Genomic DNA, 17,382 nt, shown 5'->3' on the forward strand with positions numbered 1-17,382 from the left:
TGAGTTCTCAAGGAACGGACGCTTCCTTTGTACTCACCCTCTCGGGCTTTCCTCCGGGCGCTTCCCTTCGGTCTTGCGTTTCCGACTCTATCAGATCTTTCCGATCCGATTTCCTCGGTGCTTTCCAGGTTCCCGCTTTCGCGTTTCCCTTTCCGGCGGTTCCGACTCTATCAGATCCTTTCGGCCCTGATTCCCCGTCAGAAGGGGTTGTCTCCGCGGCCCTTGGGCCGTTTCAACGAGGTGAGACTCTAGCGGATTCCCGGCTCCCGAGCTAATCGGGGGCCGCGTTCTTTCGAACGTGGATTCCTCATTCCGTTAATACGCGCACCCACAGGACGACGACGCCGACAACGCGACTGTCCGTCGAAGAGTGGTTGGTACTTGCGGAATCGCTGTCCGGGGACCGACCGGGGTCGGCGCTCACGTCGGACAACTCGGAGAACACTAGGAGTGCGGGGCAGCCGTGTCAAATCCCGGGTGGAGCGGGCCGCGCGGGCGTACTGTGGGGCTCGTGACGACGCGTACGTGTACCCAGCTCTGGCGGGCCGCCTGACGGCGGCCGCACACGTATGCACTCTACGGCCGCCGCTTCGGCGGCCGTTCTCGTATCTCCCTCCAGGAGGGGCGGCCGGCCGGTGGCGGCGGCCCTGACCAGGAGGTGGAGAGATGACGCGAGTCTTCAGTGGGGTCAAGCCGACCGGGCACCTGACGCTGGGGAACTATCTGGGAGCCATGCGGCGGTGGGCCGCTGTGGACCAGCACCGGTCGGACGCGTTGTTCTGCGTCGTCGACCTGCACGCGCTGACCGTGGATCACGATCCCGCGCGGGTGCGCAGACTCAGCCGGCAGGGAGCGTCGCTGTTGCTGGCGGCGGGCCTGGATCCCGAGCTGTGCACCGTGTTCGTGCAGAGCCACGTGGACGAGCACGCCCGGCTGTCGTACGTACTGGAGTGCGTGGCGACCGACGGGGAGATGCGGCGGATGATCCAGTACAAGGAGAAGGCCGCGCGGGAGCGGGAGCGGGGTGGGAGCGTGCGGCTGTCGCTGCTGACGTACCCCGTGCTGATGGCGGCCGACATCCTGGCGTACGGGACGGACGAGGTGCCGGTCGGGGACGACCAGACCCAGCACGTGGAGCTGGCGCGGGATCTCGCGGTGCGGTTCAACCAGCGGTACGGGCACACGTTCGTGGTGCCGCGGGCGACCAGTCCGGCACTGGCGGCCCGGGTCATGAATCTGCAGGAGCCCGCGTCGAAGATGGGCAAGAGCGACGACGTCGGGCCGGGGATCGTCTATCTGCTGGACGAGCCGGACGTGGTGCGGAAGAAGGTGATGCGGGCCGTGACCGACAGCGGGCGTGACGTCGTGTACGACCGGGCGGAGCGCCCGGGGCTCGCGAACCTGCTGGAGATCCTCGCGGCCTGCACGGGTGGGGACCCGGCGGAGCTGGCCGATGGCTACGACTCGTACGGCGCGCTGAAGAAGGACACCGCGGAGGCGGTGGTCGAGGTGCTGCGGCCGGTGCGGGAGCGGCACCAGGAGCTGTGCGCCGATCCCGGGTACGTGGAGGGCGTGCTCCGGGAGGGGGCCGAGAAGGCGCGGGCGATGGCGCGGCCGACCGTGGACGCCGCCTACCGGGCGATCGGGTTGCTGCCGCCGGTGAACGCGGTGCGGTAGGAGCGGGGCTGGGCTTGGCGGCGAGGCGTGTGGCGAAGTGCCGACGCATGGTGTCGGCGCATCATGACCTCGCTGCCGAAGCCCGCCCGGCGGACGACCTCCGGCATGGGCAGGCCGGGGCGTTCGAGGAGCTTCCGGGCGGGTGCTGACCGGCGTGCGCTGAGCACCCTGCCCGGGCGCCGTCGCGGTGGTCAGTCCTTGGTGCCGGTGGCCAGTTCGCGGCTGCGGTCGCGGGCGGCTTCCAGGGCGGCGATGAGGGCGGCGCGGACGCCGTGGTTCTCCAGTTCGCGGATGGCGTTGATGGTGGTGCCGGCGGGGGACGTGACGTTCTCGCGGAGCTTGACGGGGTGTTCGCCACTGTCGCGGAGCATCTTCGCGGCGCCGATCGCGGACTGGACGATCAGGTCGTGGGCCTTGTCGCGGGGCAGACCGAGGAGGATGCCGGCGTCGGTCATGGCCTCGACCAGGTAGAAGAAGTACGCCGGGCCCGAGCCGGAGAGGGCCGTGCAGGCGTCCTGCTGGGACTCGGGGACGCGCAGGGTCTTGCCGACGGCGCCGAAGATCTCCTCGGTGTGGGTCAGGTGGGCGGCGGTCGCGTGGGTGCCGGCGGAGATCACGGACATGGCCTCGTCGACGAGGGCCGGGGTGTTCGTCATGACGCGGACGACCGGGGTGCCGGGGGCGAGGCGCTCCTCGAAGAAGGCGGTGGGGATGCCCGCCGCGCCGCTGATGACCAGGCGGTCGGCCGGGACGTGCGGGGCGAGTTCGTCGAGGAGGGTGCCCATGTCCTGGGGCTTGACCGTGAGGATCAGGGTGTCGGCGTTCTTGGCGGCCTCGGCGTTGGTGACGGGGGTGACTCCGTGGCGGGCGCGGAGTTCGTCGGCCCGTTCCCGGCGGCGGGCGGTGACCAGGAGGTCGGCGGGGGCCCAGCCGGCTCCGATCATGCCGCTGAGCAGGGCTTCGCCGATCTTGCCGGTGCCGAGGACGGCGACTTTCTGGGTCATGGGGTTCGGTGCCCTTCGGTGCGCTGTCCGTTCTTGCGTGCGTTGTCGTCATCCTCGCATTCAGGGGGGTGGGTGGAGTGTTGCGTCCAGTCCGCGGGACGGGGGGTGGTGGGTGCCGGTGGGGGGTTTCGCCCCCGCCGCCCCTTCCCTTTCCCGTCCCTGGGGGCTGCCGCCCCCGGACCCCCGCTTTCAGCCCTGAACGGGCCTCGTCCTCAAGCGCCGGACGGGCTGGTTTATGCCGTTCGGCGTTTCAGGGTTGCTGCGCCCAGGGCCAGGACCAGTAGTGCGCAGCCCGCGACGATCAGGGCGTCGCGGATGAAGGTGGCGGTCATGTCGGTGTGGCGCAGGACCTCGTTCATGCCGTCGACGGCGTAGGACATGGGCAGGACGTCGGAGACGGCCTCCAGGGCGGGGTGCATGTTGTCGCGGGGGGTGAAGAGGCCGCAGAGGAGGAGTTGGGGGAAGATCACCGCGGGCATGAACTGCACCGCCTGGAACTCGGAGGCCGCGAAGGCCGAGACGAAGAGGCCGAGCGCGGTGCCCAGGAGGGCGTCGAGCAGCGCGACCAGGAGGAGCAGCCAGGGGCTGCCCGTGACGTCCAGGCCCAGGAACCAGACCGCGAGGCCCGTCGCGAGGGCGGACTGGACGATGGCGAGGGCGCCGAAGGCGAGGGCGTAGCCGGCGATGAGGTCCCCCTTGCCGAGCGGCATGGCGAGGAGGCGTTCGAGGGTGCCGGAGGTGCGCTCGCGCAGCGTCGCGATGGACGTGACCAGGAACATCGTGATCAGCGGGAAGATGCCGAGGAGCGAGGCGCCGATGTTGTCGAAGGTGCGCGGGCTGCCGTCGAAGACGTAGCGCAGCAGGAAGAGCATCACGCAGGGGATCAGCATCAGCAGCGCGATGGTGCGGGGGTCGTGGCTCAGCTGGCGCAGGACCCGGGTGGCGGTGGCCGTGGTGCGCGAGAGGCTCAGGGGGCGGGTGGGGGCCGGGAGCGTCGTCGCACGGGCGGGTGCGGGGGCCGTGGGCGTGGTCATCGGGTGGTCTCCTTCGTGCGGGCCGCCGCCTTCGCCTCGTCGACCAGGTGGAGGAATGCCTCCTCGACCGTCTCGGAGTCGGTACGGGTGCGCAGGGCGTCGGGGGTGTCGTCGGCGAGGACCTCGCCCTCGCGCATCAGGAGCAGCCGGTGGCAGCGTTCGGCCTCGTCCATGACGTGGGAGGAGACGAGGAGCGTGGCGCCGCGCTCGGCGGTGATGGAGTGGAAGAGGGCCCACAGGTCGCGTCGGAGTACGGGGTCGAGGCCGACCGTGGGTTCGTCGAGGACCAGGAGTTCGGGGGCGCCCAGGAGGGCCACGGCGAGGGAGACGCGGCTGCGCTGGCCGCCGGAGAGGTTCCCGGCCAGGGCGTCGGCGTGGGTGGTGAGGTCGACGTCGGCGACGACACGGGTGACGTCCTCGCGGCGGCGGTCGGCGGCCGCCCGGCCGGGGTCGAGGATCTCGGCGAAGTAGGCCAGGTTCTGGCGGACGGTCAGGTCGTCGAAGACGGACGGGGCCTGGGTGACGTAGCCGATGCGGGTGCGCAGGGACGGGTGGCCGGCCGGGCGGCCGAGGACGTCCAGGGTGCCGGCGACCTTGGCCTGGGTGCCGACGATCGCCCGCATCAGGGTCGACTTGCCGCAGCCGGAGGGGCCGAGGAGGCCGGTGATGCGGCCGCGCGGGACGGTGAATCCGAGGCCGCGCAGGACGGTGCGGGAGCCGCGGACGACGGTGAGGTCTTCGGCGTGGACGGCGGGTGGGGCGGGGTCGTCGCCGTGCCCTTCGGGTGGCCGGGAGGAGTGCTCCCGCGGGTAATTCATCATGTGATGAATACTCCTCCCGGGTGCCCGTGGCGTCAAGCGCCATGCGGTCGCCCTACGGCCACGGGGGCGTCACGCGCCGGCGACGGGAAGCGTCAGGAGGTGGCACGGTTCGTCGCGCGCCGGCGCGTTCGTCAGGGGGCGTCGAGTGTCCTCACGCCGTGGGAGTCCTGGCGACGAGGAGGTGGACGTCGTACGTCTCCTCGACGATGCCGTCCGGGAACACGGTCAGCCGGTGTCGGCGCTCGTCGGCGAAGAAGGCCGCGGTCCGTTCCTCGGTGTCGGTCAGGAAGACCGAGTGGCTGCCGAGGTTGGCCAGGTGGGTGTCGAGGGGGACGCGTCGGGTCCAGCGGAGCACGCGGTGGACGAAGTCGAGGTGACCGGTGGGGTCGGCGAAGCGTGCCTCGAACCTGCGCTTCTCGGCGGAGAGGTTCAGGCCCTCGAAGTGCCGGTCGACGCGTCGCGCCGACTCCGCGATCCACGGCACGTCGAGGGCGTCGGTGTTCCACCACAGCGCCAGCGCGCCGCCCGGACGCAGCACGCGCAGCGCCTCCGGGACGGCCAGGGCGGGGTCGGTCCAGTGCCAGGCCTGGGCGTAGGTGAGGAGGTCGGCGCTGCGGCCGGCGAGGGGGAGGGCGTTGCCGTTGCCGCGGACCACGGGCACGCCGGGGAGGGTGCGGCGGAACTCGGTGGCCATGCCGGCGCCGGGTTCCACGGCGACGACGTCGGCGCCGCGCTCGTGCAGGCGGGCGGTGGCGAGGCCGGTACCGGCGCCGACGTCCACGACGCGGGCTCCCTTGAGGGGGCGGCCGGTCAGCTCCTCCAGCGCGTCGAAGAGGACGGACGGGTAGGAGGGGCGGTTGGCGGCGTACTGGGCCGCGGCCGCGTTGAAGGAGTGGGCGCGGGCGCCGTGGTTGGCCGGCTGCGCGGGGGCGGCGTTCGGAGTGGCCCGGTCGTCCGGGGTCAGCGGTGTCGTCATGCGGCCATGGTGGCCGTACGGGTCTGGTAGGCGTAGGGGGTTGCCGGAGGGGTTGCTGGAGTCCCCGCACCCCGCTCGCGTGTCCGGCGGCGCCGCTTTCGCGGGGCTGGTTCCGGCGCCGCCCCTGGCGTGCTACTTCCCGCGGCGCTTCTTCGACGGGTTGCCCGAGCGGCGGGTGGTGCGCTTCTCGTACTCCGCGCGGGCCTTCTCGTACTCCTCGCGGTGCAGCTTCTCGCCCGGTGCCTCGGTGAAGGTGCGGAAGAAGTAGGCGAGGAGGGAGCCGACGAAGCCGATGGCCAGCAGGCCGCGCATGGATGCCTGCCGGTCCGGGTCCGGGCGGCCGGCGAAGCCGGACCAGGTGTGGCGGAAGGCCAGGGCGCTGCAGATCGCGAACATCACGATCATCAGCAGCGAGACGAAGCTGCCGATGTCGGCGATCTGCAGGCCCTGGTAGGCGACGCGGAGCACGAAGCAGGCGGCGGCCGCCACGGCCAGGGAGCCCACGGCGAGACCCACCCGGCGGGCGGTGTAGCCGTGGTCGTGGTCCACCCAGGTCGTGCCGTAGAACCGCAGGGGTTCGGGGCGGGGGCCCGCGGGGGTGTCCGGGATGCCGTTCTTGCCGTTCTCTGCGCTCACGGGTCGATTATCGCGCGCGCCGTTCGGGGCGTGCCGTGCGGTCAGCCGCCCTGGCCGGCGCTGCCGAGCGGGCCGACCCGCACCGGGGTGCCGGAGCCGTCCGTGACGGGCAGCGAGGAGCCGCCCGGCCAGTCGAGGGTGACCGACTTGGTCTCGTCGGGCGGGGTCACCACCAGGCCGGTGATGCGGACGCCGGAGCCGCCCGAGTCGTTGATCGGGTAGGTGATGCCGAAGGTCACCGTCTCCCCGTCGCCGAGGACGATCCTGGGGGCCGGGTCGCCGGTGCGCTCGGCGGACACGGTGCCCGAGTTCGTCTTCAGGTCGACGCCGGCGTAGCCCGCGAGGGAGCAGTCCCGGCCGCCGCCGTTCTTCAGGTCGACCGCGACGGTGCCGTCGGAGTCGCCGCCGATGGTGGCGTCGATCGCCGTGATCTCCAGCTCGTCGGTGCTGCACTTGGCGGCCTTGCCGTCCTCGCCGGCCCCGCCGGTGCCGCCGGAACCCCCCGTCCCGTCGGTGCCGCCGGTCCCGTTGGGGGACTTGCCCGCGGAGTCCGAGCCGTCCTGCTGGTCCGAGCCGGCCGAGCCCGAGCCGCCGTTCGACGAGGACGCCGCGGAGGAGGCCGGCGGGGCGGCACCCTGGTCCGAGCCGCCGTCATCGTTCTGGCAGGCCGTGAGCGAGAGACCGGCGGCGAGGGCCATGGCGGCGAGGGTCAGCTTGCGAACGCGCATCGTTGTCTACCTCAGGATCGGTTGGCGTGCCGGGCCACCCGTACCGAACGGTCCGAGCGGGCGTTTCTGTCCACCAAGACCCGCTCGGCCCGGCACACCGTTCCCCTAGGCAACCTCCTAGTACGTCCCTAAGACAGCCCTGTTACAAGGTCAGCAGCGAGGGGCCACGTAGCCGTCGCTGCCGGTGAGGATGTACGTGTCCGAGACGTACTGGCCGCTGCCGATGTTGTCCCAGATGTTCGAGGTGCCGTAGGGGCCGGAGACCCGCTCCCCCGTGCGCTGGCAGTTGATCGTGACCCTGGAGCCCTCGGCCAGGACCCGCACCACGGAGTAGTTGGTGCCCGGGCCGCTGCGCACGTTCAGGCGGTAGCCCGGCGCGACCGGGTAGGAGCGCAGGGCCGCCGCCGCGACGACTCCCTCGCCCCCTGTCCTTTCGCCCTCTTCCCCGCCGCCGATGTTCTGGACCTGCTCGACCGACATGAAGAACTCCCCCCGTTGAACACCCCACGACTGTCGCGGGGCACCGGTGATACCCCAAGAACAAGCCATGAAACACCAGTTCGCAAGTCGCACACGCGGGTCGGCAGGCCGACTCCGTCCCTTGCGTCCCATCGACTAGGCTCCGATCATCGCTCGCGCGAACGAACAGCTCGGGGGGTGGTTCCATGGCGCCGCAGCGGGATGCCGGAGCGGACGCGGAAGCGGAACTTCCGGAGTACGCCGGTCACTACCGTCTGGAGTCCCGGCTCGGCTCGGGCGGCATGGGCGTCGTGCACCTGGCCCGCAGCACCTCCGGGATGCGCGTGGCGGTCAAGGTCGTGCACGCCACGTACGCCAGGGACCCCGAGTTCAGGGGGCGTTTCCGGCAGGAGGTGGCGGCGGCCCGGCGGGTGAGCGGGGCCTTCACGGCGCCGGTCGTGGACGCCGACCCGGATGCCGGGCGGCCCTGGATGGCCACGCTGTTCATCCCCGGCCCGACCCTGTCCGAGCAGGTGAAGCGGAACGGGCCGATGGACGAGCCCCAGCTGCGCCGACTGATGGCCGGGCTCGCCGAGGCGCTGCGCGACATCCACCGGGTCGGCGTCGTGCACCGGGACCTCAAACCGAGCAACGTCCTGCTCGCCGAGGACGGTCCGAAGGTCATCGACTTCGGCATCTCCCGGCCGAAGGACAGCGAACTGCGCACCGAGACCGGGAAGTTGATCGGCACGCCGCCCTACATGGCGCCCGAGCAGTTCCGGCGGCCCCGGGAGGTGGGGCCCGCGGCCGACGTCTTCACCCTCGGTTCGCTGATGGTGCACGCGGCGACCGGACGAGGGCCGTTCGACTCCGACAGCCCGTACGTCGTCGCCTACCAGGTCGTGCACGACGAGCCCGATCTGACCGGCGTACCGGACTCGCTCGCGCCGCTGGTGCTGCGGTGCCTCGCCAAGGAGCCCGAGGACCGGCCTACGCCGGACGAGTTGATGCGGGAGCTGCGGTCGGTCGCGGCGGCCTATGACACGCAGGTGTTCATACCGGCACCGCGGACGGAGCGGGCCGAGGCTCCGGCGGAGGCCGGGGCGGAAGCCGCCCCGCGGGCTTCCGCCGGGCCATCCGGGCCGACCGGGCCGACCGGACGGGCCGGGCGGGTCGTGCGGCGGCTGGGGAAGCGGTCGGCGCTCGTCGCCGGGGCGGTGGGTCTCGCCGTGATCGGGAGCCTGGTCGCCGTGCAGGCGTTCGGCGGTGCCGAGCCCGCGGGCACGCCCACCGCGCAGAGCGCGCCGGGCGGGTTCGGGGCGTGGGAGGCGTTGCCCGCGGCGAAGGGCGGCGGGATGCCGCAGTGCTCGTACGAGGCGCGGCGGCTGCTGTGCGCCCGGCCCGGGCTGGTCTTCGCGCTCGACCCGGCCGACGGGAGCACGCTGTGGCGGCACCCCGTCGAGGAGGCCGTGCGCAACGAACCGCCGGTCGTGTCGGGCGGGCTCGTGCAGCCCGAGGTCGGACTGCTGGGCCCGCTGGAGGCGCTCGACCCCGCGACGGGCGAGCCCAAGTGGCAGGAGGACATGCCCGCGTACGACGGGCTGCGTACCGTCGGCGACATGCTGCTGCTCACCCGCGCCGACGGGCTGGTCACCGGCGTGGACAGCGCCACGGGGCGGACGATGTGGTCGCGCCGGATCCCCGGGCAGGCGGTGCCGTACTTCACCTCGTTCGCCGGGGAGCGGCACCCGGTGGCGTACGCGACGAGCCCGAGCGCGGACGGGAAGCGGACCCGGGTCACCGCGGTGGACCCGGCGAGCGGGGACGTGCGCTGGGACGCGGACCTGGCGGGGACGCTGACGCCCGTGGCAGCGGCGGACGGTTCCGTGTTCCTCGTCGCCGAAGGGGCGACCTACGGCGACGTGAAGGCCGTGGTCCGCCACACGCCCGCCACCGGGGCGACCCGCCGGGTGACGCTGCCGATCCCGGTCGAGCAGGCGTCGGCCTCGGCGGGCGTGCGCGGGGACACCGTGTACCTCATGGGCGCGGGCGGCTCGCTGGTCGCCGTGGACACGGCGGCGGGGAAGCAGGCGTGGCGGCTGGAGACGGGCGTGAGCCGGGGCTCGGCGCCGGTCTCCGACGGGCGGCACGTGTACGTCACCGCGCCCGACGGGCGGCTCCTCGGTGTCGACGCGCGCGAGGGCAGGCTCCTCGGGCAGACCCGGCCCCGGCTCGGCGCCGACTCCGACAAGGTGCCCGCGTCGCTGCCGGCGCCGCTGGTCGCGGGCGGGCACGTGTACGCCGGGGCGCCGGACGGGACGGTGTTCGGGGTGTCCGGGCGGGACCCGGGGGCCTGGTAGGCCCTTCGATCCCGCCCGGCCCGGGGTCAGCCCAGCTTGCTGACGTCGCGCACCGCGCCCTTGTCCGCGCTGGTGGCCATCGCGGCGTACGCCTTCAGGGCCGCGGAGACCTTGCGGTCGCGGTTCTTCGGGGCGTACACGCCGTTCAGGCCCTGCTCGCGGCGGGTCAGCTCGGCGTCGTCCACGAGCAGCTCGATGGAGCGGTTCGGGATGTCGATGCGGATGCGGTCGCCGTCCTCGACCAGGGCGATGGTGCCGCCGGCCGCCGCCTCCGGGGAGGCGTGGCCGATGGACAGGCCCGAGGTGCCACCGGAGAAGCGGCCGTCGGTGACCAGGGCGCATGCCTTTCCGAGGCCGCGGCCCTTCAGGTAGGAGGTCGGGTAGAGCATCTCCTGCATGCCGGGGCCGCCCTTGGGGCCCTCGTAGCGGATGACGACGACGTCGCCCTCCTTGACCTGCTGGGTGAGGATCTTCTGGACGGCCTCCTCCTGCGACTCGCAGACGACGGCCGGGCCCTCGAAGGTCCAGATCGACTCGTCGACGCCGGCCGTCTTGACGACGCAGCCGTCCACGGCGAGGTTGCCGCGCAGGACCGCGAGGCCGCCGTCCTTGGAGTAGGCGTGCTCGACGGAGCGGATGCAGCCGCCCTGGGCGTCGTCGTCGAGGGAGTCCCAGCGCTCGGACTGGGAGAATGCCTCGGCGGAGCGGACGCAGCCGGGAGCGGCGTGCCACAGCTCGACGGCCTCCTGGGAGGGGGAGCCGCCGCGGATGTCCCAGGTCTTCAGCCAGTCGGCCAGGGACGGGCTGTGGACGGAGTGCACGTCCTCGTTGAGCAGGCCGCCGCGGTGCAGCTCGCCGAGGAGGGCGGGGATGCCGCCCGCGCGGTGCACGTCCTCCATGTAGTACGTGCGGTCCTTGGCGACGTTCGGCGCGACCTTGGCCAGGCACGGGACGCGGCGCGAGAGGGCGTCCATCTCGGTGAGGCCGTAGGCGACCTCCGCCTCCTGGGCGGCGGCCAGCAGGTGCAGGATCGTGTTGGTCGAGCCGCCCATCGCGATGTCCAGCGCCATGGCGTTCTCGAAGGCCGCGGGGGTGGCGATGTTGCGGGGCAGGACCGAGTCGTCGTCCTGCTCGTAGTAGCGGCGGGTCAGGTCCAGGACCGTGCGGGCGGCGTTCTCGTACAGCGCCTTGCGGGCGGTGTGGGTGGCCAGCACCGAGCCGTTGCCGGGGAGGGAGAGGCCGATGGCCTCGGTCAGGCAGTTCATCGAGTTGGCGGTGAACATGCCGGAGCAGGAGCCGCAGGTGGGGCAGGCGTTCTCCTCGATGCGGAGGATGTCCGCGTCGGAGATCTTCTCGTTGACCGCCTCCGACATCGCGTCGACCAGGTCCAGGGTGCGGACCGTGCCGTCGACCAGGGTGGCGCGGCCGGACTCCATCGGGCCGCCGGAGACGAAGACCGTCGGGATGTTCAGGCGGAGCGCCGCGTTGAGCATGCCCGGGGTGATCTTGTCGCAGTTGGAGATGCAGATCAGGGCGTCGGCGCAGTGGGCCTCGACCATGTACTCCACGCTGTCCGCGATCAGGTCGCGGGAGGGGAGGGAGTACAGCATGCCGCCGTGGCCCATCGCGATGCCGTCGTCCACGGCGATCGTGTTGAACTCGCGCGGGATGCCGCCGGCCGCGGCGACCGCCTCGCTGACGATCCGGCCGACCGGCGCCAGGTGCGTGTGGCCCGGCACGAACTCCGTGAAGCTGTTGGCGACGGCGATGATCGGCTTCCGCCCGATGTCCGCGCCGGGTACACCGGAGGCACGCATAAGGGCGCGGGCGCCCGCCATGTTGCGGCCGTGGGTGACAGTGCGGGACCTCAGTTCGGGCATCGTCGCTCGCTCCTTCGGAGAGTTATGACTGTCGTCGAGCGTACGCCGGTCATCCAGGGGTCGGGACGGGGCGTCCGGAATGCGGGACGTTCGTCTCGCCGTACGCCTGCGGGCGGGTGTCCTCAGGGGCCCGTGAGGTGCCCCTGTACGACGGGGGCCATGCGGGCGATGATCTGCTCCGCGTCGGCGGAGGCCAGCGGCTCCACCTTGATCACGTAGCGGAGCATCGCGCACCCCACCAGCTGCGCCGCCGCCAGCTCGACGCGCAGCTCCGCGTCCGGGCGCTCCAGCCGGGCCGCCACCCGCCGCATCACCTGGGTGGCGATCAGGCGGCGGAAGACGGCGGCGGCGGTTTCGTTGTTCACGGCGGAACGGACGATGGCCAGCACCGGCTTGCGGGTCGTGGGGTTCTCCCACACGCCCATGATGAACCGGGTGAGCTGCTCCCCGATGCCGTCGAGGGGGCCGTCACCGAGCGCTTCGGGGACCTTCAGGGCCGGTGCGAAGGCGACCTCGATGGCCGCCTCGAAGACCTGCTCCTTGGTGCCGAAGTAGTGGTGCACCAGCGCCGGGTCCACGCCCGCGGCCTTGGCGATGCCGCGTACGGACGTCTTCTCGTAGCCGCGTTCGGAGAACTCCTCGCGGGCGGTGGCGAGGATCCGGTCGCGGGTGTCGCCGGACGCCGTGCGCGGCGGGCGGCCGCGGCGGCGGACGGCCCCGTCGGCGTCGGTCACCGGCGCTCCGTCCGCGCGGCACCGGCGGCACCGGCGGACCCGGACGCCGAGGCCGCCGACTGCCCCAGGTGCCGGCGGGTGAAGGCCAGCGCCTCGGCGAGATCGGCCTCACGTTCGGCGCTGGACATCGCGCGCCGGGTGTTGACCTCGATGACCACGTGGCCGTCGAAGCCGGTGTGCGTGAGGTGCTCCAGCACTTCGGCGCAGGGCTGGTTGCCGCGGCCCGGGACCAGGTGCTCGTCCTTGGCGGAGCCCTTGCCGTCGGCGAGGTGGACGTGGCCGAGGCGGTCGCTCATGCGGTCGAGCATGCCGAGGGCGTCGGTGCGGGAGGTCGCGGCGTGGCTGAGGTCGATGGTGAAGTGCCGGTAGTCGTCGTTCGTCACGTCCCAGTCGGGGGCGTACGCCTGCATCTCGCGGTCGCGGTAGCGCCAGGGATACATGTTCTCCACGGCGAACCGGACGTCCGTCTCGTCGGCCATCCGCCAGATGCCCTGGACGAAGTCCCGCGCGTACTGGCGCTGCCAGCGGAACGGGGGGTGGACCACCACGGCGGACGCGCCGAGCTTCTCGGCGGCGGCACGGGCGCGCTGGAGCTTGACCCAGGGGTCGGTGGACCACACGCGCTGGGTGATGAGCAGACACGGTGCGTGCACGGCGAGTATCGGCATGCGGTGGTAGTCGCTGAGCCTGCGCAGCGCCTCGATGTCCTGGCTGACCGGGTCCGTCCAGACCATCACCTCCACGCCGTCGTAGCCGAGGCGCGCGGCGATCTCGAAGGCCGTCGCCGTCGACTCCGGGTAGACGGAAGCCGTCGACAGGGCGACCTTCGGGTCCGGGGTGCGGATCACGTCCCTGGGATTTGCCACGGGGGTCAGGGTACGGGGTGCCCGCTGGGAGTCGCGGGGTGCCCGATCGCCGTTGTGGTGAGGGCCATAGGGCGGGTGCGGCTGCGGGTGCGGGTGCGGGTGCGTCGTGGCTTGTCGTGCCCACGCGGCGGAGCCGCACATCGATACAGCCCCGCGCCCCTTTCAGGGGCGGCGTTCACCCTTGGCCCATGTGGTCCAGGCGGCGCAGGATCACGCCCTCCCTCAGGGCCCAGGGGCAGATTTCCAGGTTCTCCACGTGGAAGAGGTCCATCGCGGCCTCGGCGACCAGGGCGCCGGCCAGCAGCTGGTGCGCCCGGCCCTCGGAGACGCCGGGGAGTTCCGCGCGCTCGGTGCTGGTCATGGCGGCCAGGCGGGGCACCCACGCCTCCAGCGAGGCACGCTTCAGCTCGCGCTGGACGTAGAGGCCCTCGGCGGAGCGGGCGGCGCCGGCGATGCGGGCCAGCTGCCGGAAGGTCTTCGAGGTGGCGACCACGTGGTCGGGGGCGCCCAGGCGGCTGAACTCGCCGACGGTCCGGGCGATCTCCGTACGGACGTGGCGGCGCAGTGCCCTGACGTCGTCCGGGTGGGGCGGGTCGTCGGGCAGCCGGGCCGCGGTCAGCCGGCCCGCGCCGAGCGGCAGCGACACGGCGGCGTCCGGCTCCTCGTCGATGCCGTAGGCGATCTCCAGGGAGCCGCCGCCGATGTCGAGGACCAGCAGCCTGCCCGCGGACCAGCCGAACCAGCGGCGGGCGGCGAGGAAGGTGAGCCGGGCCTCCTCGGCGCCGGTGAGGACGGTCAGCTCGACGCCGGTCTCGGCGTGCACGCGCGCGAGGACGTCGTCGGCGTTGCTCGCCTCGCGCACGGCCGAGGTGGCGAACGGCAGGAGGTCCTCGACGCCCTTGTCCTCTGCGGCCTGGAGCGCCTCCTTGACGACCGCGGCCAGCCGGTCGACGCCGTCGGGGCCGATCGCCCCGTCCTCGTCGAGGAGCTGGGCGAGGCGCAGTTCCACCTTGTGCGAGTGGGCGGGCAGCGGGCGGGCGCCGGGGTGGGCGTCCACCACCAGCAGGTGCACCGTGTTCGAACCCACGTCGAGAACACCGAGTCTCATGTACGGAACGCTACTGCCGACGGGACCCGCCGTGGTCCCGTCCTCGCGCTCCGGCGACTTACCCTGGAGCCGTGCCAAAGACGAAAAAGGCGAAGGACGAAAAGTCGGCCAAGAAGGACAAAAAGCGCGTTCTGGGTGAAGCGCAGGGCGCCGCGGGCGACGAGAAGGGGCTCGACTTCGCGCGCGCGTGGGTGGAGTTTCCGGATCCGGCGGACGACGAGCAGGTCTTCCGGTGCGATCTGACATGGCTGACCTCTCGCTGGAACTGCATCTTCGGCAGCGGCTGCCAGGGCATCCAGGCGGGCCGCGCCGACGACGGGTGCTGCTCCCTGGGCGCGCACTTCTCCGACGAGGACGACGAGAAGCGGGTCGCCGAGCACGTGGCGAGGCTCACGCCGGACCTCTGGCAGCACCACGCCGAGGGCACGCGGAACGGCTGGATCTCCGAGGACGACGAGGGCTCCCGGCAGACCCGGCCCTTCCAGGGCTCGTGCATCTTCCAGAACCGGCCGGGCTTCGCCGGGGGTGCGGGCTGCTCGCTGCACATCCTGGCGCTCAAGGAGGGCCGGGAGCCGCTGGAGACGAAGCCGGACGTGTGCTGGCAGCTGCCGGTCCGGCGGACGTACGAGTGGATCGACCGGCCCGACGACACGCGCGTGCTGCAGGTGTCGATCGGTGAGTACGACCGGCGGGGGTGGGGCCCGGGCGGGCACGACCTGCACTGGTGGTGCACCTCGGCGACCTCGGCGCACGGCGCGGGGGACCCGGTGTACGTGTCCTACCGGCCGGAGCTGATCGAGCTGATGGGCAAGGCGGGGTACGACCGGCTGGTCGAGCTGTGCGAGGAGCGGCTGGCTTCGCAGCTGCCCCTGCTGGCACCGCATCCGGCGGATCCGGCTCGCTGAGACCGGGCCCGGGCCCCGGGCGCCGTCTAGGAGCCGGACGGGCTCGGGGCGCCGCTGTCGCTGTTGCTCGGCGGTGGTGACGAGCCGCCTGTGCCGCCGGTCGGGGACGGTTCGTTCGTCGACGGGTCCGGGTCGGGCGACGTCGGCGGGTCCTCGGTGGGTGTCGGGTCCGGATCGGGATCGGTGGGCTGCGAGGTGGACGGGTCCGGGTCCGGATCCGGATCCGGGTTCTGGCCCGGGTGGGACGGGGACGTGGTGTCGTCGGGCGTGCTGGGGCGGGGGCCCGGGCGGGACGGGGTGAGCGCGGGGCCGTAGCCCTCGATGGTCACGACGGCCCCGGCGGGCGACACGGCCACCCGTGCGCTCCAGTGGCCGGACGGCTCGCGCAGGTGGTCGACGTACACCCGGACCGTCACGGCCTCGCCGGGGCGCAGGGTGCCCGAGGACTGGCTCAGGTAGAGCCAGGAGGCGCCGACGGACACGGACCAGCGCACCGGGGCGTCGCCGGTCGCGGTCAGCGTGACCAGCGTGGTGTCGCCGTCGTGGCCGGCCGTCACCCTGAGGTGGCCGGCGCCCTTCTCGGCGGCGCCCGGGACGCCGACGACTTCCACGGAGACGTCGGCGTCGCCGTTCTTGCCGAAGCCGGTGCCCGGGGTGGTGCTCGCGTTGCCGGCGTTCTCGTACCCGTAGCGGCCGCCCGACTCGCCCTCCAGGCCGTCCGGGTCCTGGCTCTCGCTGGCGCTGGCCGAGCGGCCCTCCTCGCCCTCGACGACGGGGGTGCCCCGGTAGGCAGCCCACAGGGCGAGCACGGGGGCCGCCACGACGGTGGCGACGACGGTGGTGGTGACGGCGCGGGCGCGCAGGCGGTCGCGCCGGGCCGCGCGGTCCTTGGGGTCCATGGGGAAGCCGCGCCGGTCGAAGCGGGGGGCGCTGCCGCGCGCGCGGGAGGTGTGGGCCGGGGTTCCGTGCAGTGCGGTGCGGGGGGCTTCCAGGACGGGCAGTTCGGCGGGAGTGACGCTGGTGCCGGGCCACCGGCCGGGGACCGCGCGCTCGGCGGTTCGGCGGCAGCGGGGGCAGTCGTCGACGTGCCGGACCAGCTCGCGGCGCAGGGCGCTGCTCAGGACGTAGCGGTTGTCGCCGGTGAGGCGGGCTACTCCGGCGCAGGTGCCGGTCTCCACGACGGCCAGGGCGGCGCGGGTGCGTTCCACCTCGCAGGCGGCCGAGGCGAGCAGTTCGCGGGTGGTGGCGAGGTCCATGCCGAGGACGGCGGCGACCTCGTGCGGGGCCAGGTGGTGGCGCACGGCGAGTTCGAGGGCCTCGCGCTGCTCGGGGGTGGTGCCGGCGGCCTCCGGCCAGGCCAGGAGGGCGAGTTCGGTGCGGTGGCGCTGGTGGGTCTCGTCGGTGGTGGAGGTGGTGGAGGTGGAGGTGGTGGAGGTGGTGGGGGTGTTTGTCGCGGGCCTGGCGGGGCGGCCTGCCGCGTGGCTGCTCGGACGTTTCTGCTTGGCCTCGGCCAGCTTGCGCAGGCAGGACCAGCGGGCCAGCGCGTACAGCCAGGCCCTGCGGTCGGCCGCGGAGCTGGGGGCGCGGTGGCCGCGGCGCTCGGCGAGGGCCAGGACGTCGGCCAGGGCGGCGGTCGCGGCGTCGTGGTCGCAGAGCACGGACAGGCAGTACGTGAACAGGCCGTCCAGATACGCGTCGTACGCGGCGTACCGCGCGGGCGGACGCTGCACCGGCGGTTGCGCCAGCGCCCTCGCCGCGGCGCGGTCACGCGCTTCCCGGTGCGAGTGCGCCCGGTGTGCGCCGGTCGTGCGGGTCGTGGTTTCCGGACTGCTCCTCATCACTCGGCGACCGTAGGGGGCTATGGGTGGCGCGAACTGGCGCGTTGGGCACTTTTAATCCGTACGGGTGAAACGATCCCTCATAAGGGGACAGGAAGCTGTTCTTCCGTGGCCGGGGCGGGGTGCGCGTCGTCCGTTCGGGGTGCCTGCGGCGCCGCTGCGGGTTTGGTGGGGGTGCGCGTTGCGCGGTGCGTGGGGTGGTGGGTCGGGGCCGCGCCGGGGGGTGTTCGTCCTCGGAACGGCGCGGAATCGGGTGCTGACAGAGGCTCGCGGCGTTGACGCGCCAACCGCTGCGGGCGAACACCCCCCGCCACGTCCCCTTCCCGCCGTACGCGGCTCTCCCGCCGCGTCGCCAC

Annotated in this window: 15 protein-coding genes; 3 read left to right on the forward strand and 12 right to left on the reverse strand. The window is 72.8% G+C overall.

The features are described from left to right. Positions 1–666 precede the first annotated feature (666 nt). The gene (gene trpS, locus IE258_RS04775; RefSeq protein WP_189739337.1) at positions 667–1,677 is read left to right on the forward strand and encodes a tryptophan--tRNA ligase; all 1,011 of its coding nucleotides are present in this window, start codon (positions 667–669) and stop codon (positions 1,675–1,677) included. Positions 1,678–1,868: 191 nt separating this feature from the next. Here the strand turns inward: trpS and proC are convergent, their stop codons facing one another. From proC to IE258_RS04810, 7 genes are all read right to left on the reverse strand, one after another. Beyond that, positions 1,869–2,681, reverse strand: coding sequence for a pyrroline-5-carboxylate reductase (gene proC, locus IE258_RS04780; RefSeq protein WP_189739341.1), 813 nt, complete (start codon positions 2,679–2,681; stop codon positions 1,869–1,871). A gap of 233 nt (positions 2,682–2,914) precedes the next feature. Next, a complete protein-coding gene (locus tag IE258_RS04785) occupies positions 2,915–3,715 on the reverse strand; it encodes an ABC transporter permease (RefSeq protein ID WP_189739344.1) in 801 nt (266 codons plus the stop codon). Further along, positions 3,712–4,536: an ABC transporter ATP-binding protein gene (locus IE258_RS04790; RefSeq protein ID WP_189739348.1), complete on the reverse strand. Its 825-nt coding sequence runs from the start codon at positions 4,534–4,536 to the stop codon at positions 3,712–3,714. Before IE258_RS04790 ends, IE258_RS04785 begins: the two co-directional genes overlap by 4 nt. A gap of 151 nt (positions 4,537–4,687) precedes the next feature. Beyond that, entirely contained in the window at positions 4,688–5,512 is an 825-nt protein-coding gene (locus tag IE258_RS04795) for a class I SAM-dependent methyltransferase (RefSeq protein ID WP_189739350.1), read from the reverse strand. A gap of 132 nt (positions 5,513–5,644) precedes the next feature. Next, positions 5,645–6,148: an EamA/RhaT family transporter gene (locus IE258_RS04800; RefSeq protein WP_189739353.1), complete on the reverse strand. Its 504-nt coding sequence runs from the start codon at positions 6,146–6,148 to the stop codon at positions 5,645–5,647. Positions 6,149–6,189: 41 nt separating this feature from the next. After that, positions 6,190–6,876 carry a DUF4232 domain-containing protein gene (locus tag IE258_RS04805; RefSeq protein ID WP_189739356.1) on the reverse strand — a complete coding sequence of 229 codons (687 nt, stop codon included), beginning with the start codon at positions 6,874–6,876 and terminating at the stop codon, positions 6,190–6,192. 150 nt (positions 6,877–7,026) lie between these two features. Continuing rightward, on the reverse strand, positions 7,027–7,356 hold the full coding sequence (locus IE258_RS04810; RefSeq protein WP_189739359.1) for an SH3 domain-containing protein: 330 nt from the start codon (positions 7,354–7,356) through the stop codon (positions 7,027–7,029). 185 nt (positions 7,357–7,541) lie between these two features. On the opposite strand from IE258_RS04810, the gene IE258_RS04815 reads away from it, so the two are divergent. Next, a complete protein-coding gene (locus tag IE258_RS04815) occupies positions 7,542–9,695 on the forward strand; it encodes a serine/threonine-protein kinase (protein WP_189739362.1) in 2,154 nt (717 codons plus the stop codon). A gap of 26 nt (positions 9,696–9,721) precedes the next feature. Here IE258_RS04815 and ilvD read toward each other — a convergent pair whose 3' ends face one another. From ilvD to IE258_RS04835, 4 genes are all read right to left on the reverse strand, one after another. Continuing rightward, positions 9,722–11,575 carry a dihydroxy-acid dehydratase gene (gene ilvD, locus IE258_RS04820; protein ID WP_189739366.1) on the reverse strand — a complete coding sequence of 618 codons (1,854 nt, stop codon included), beginning with the start codon at positions 11,573–11,575 and terminating at the stop codon, positions 9,722–9,724. Positions 11,576–11,697: 122 nt separating this feature from the next. Further along, a complete protein-coding gene (locus IE258_RS04825) occupies positions 11,698–12,309 on the reverse strand; it encodes a TetR/AcrR family transcriptional regulator (RefSeq protein ID WP_159327309.1) in 612 nt (203 codons plus the stop codon). Further along, positions 12,306–13,175 (reverse strand): sugar phosphate isomerase/epimerase family protein, encoded by an 870-nt coding sequence (locus IE258_RS04830; RefSeq protein ID WP_189739369.1) that lies wholly within the window; start codon positions 13,173–13,175, stop codon positions 12,306–12,308. Before IE258_RS04830 ends, IE258_RS04825 begins: the two co-directional genes overlap by 4 nt. 175 nt (positions 13,176–13,350) lie before the next feature. Next, positions 13,351–14,283: a Ppx/GppA family phosphatase gene (locus IE258_RS04835; protein WP_189739371.1), complete on the reverse strand. Its 933-nt coding sequence runs from the start codon at positions 14,281–14,283 to the stop codon at positions 13,351–13,353. A gap of 71 nt (positions 14,284–14,354) precedes the next feature. On the opposite strand from IE258_RS04835, the gene IE258_RS04840 reads away from it, so the two are divergent. Further along, positions 14,355–15,188 carry a DUF3109 family protein gene (locus IE258_RS04840; protein WP_189739374.1) on the forward strand — a complete coding sequence of 278 codons (834 nt, stop codon included), beginning with the start codon at positions 14,355–14,357 and terminating at the stop codon, positions 15,186–15,188. Positions 15,189–15,214: 26 nt separating this feature from the next. Here IE258_RS04840 and IE258_RS04845 read toward each other — a convergent pair whose 3' ends face one another. Beyond that, positions 15,215–17,026 carry a BACON domain-containing protein gene (locus IE258_RS04845; protein WP_189739378.1) on the reverse strand — a complete coding sequence of 604 codons (1,812 nt, stop codon included), beginning with the start codon at positions 17,024–17,026 and terminating at the stop codon, positions 15,215–15,217. Positions 17,027–17,382: the final 356 nt, after the last annotated feature.

Source organism: Streptomyces tendae, from assembly GCF_014650435.1.
GTDB lineage: Bacteria > Actinomycetota > Actinomycetes > Streptomycetales > Streptomycetaceae > Streptomyces > Streptomyces tendae.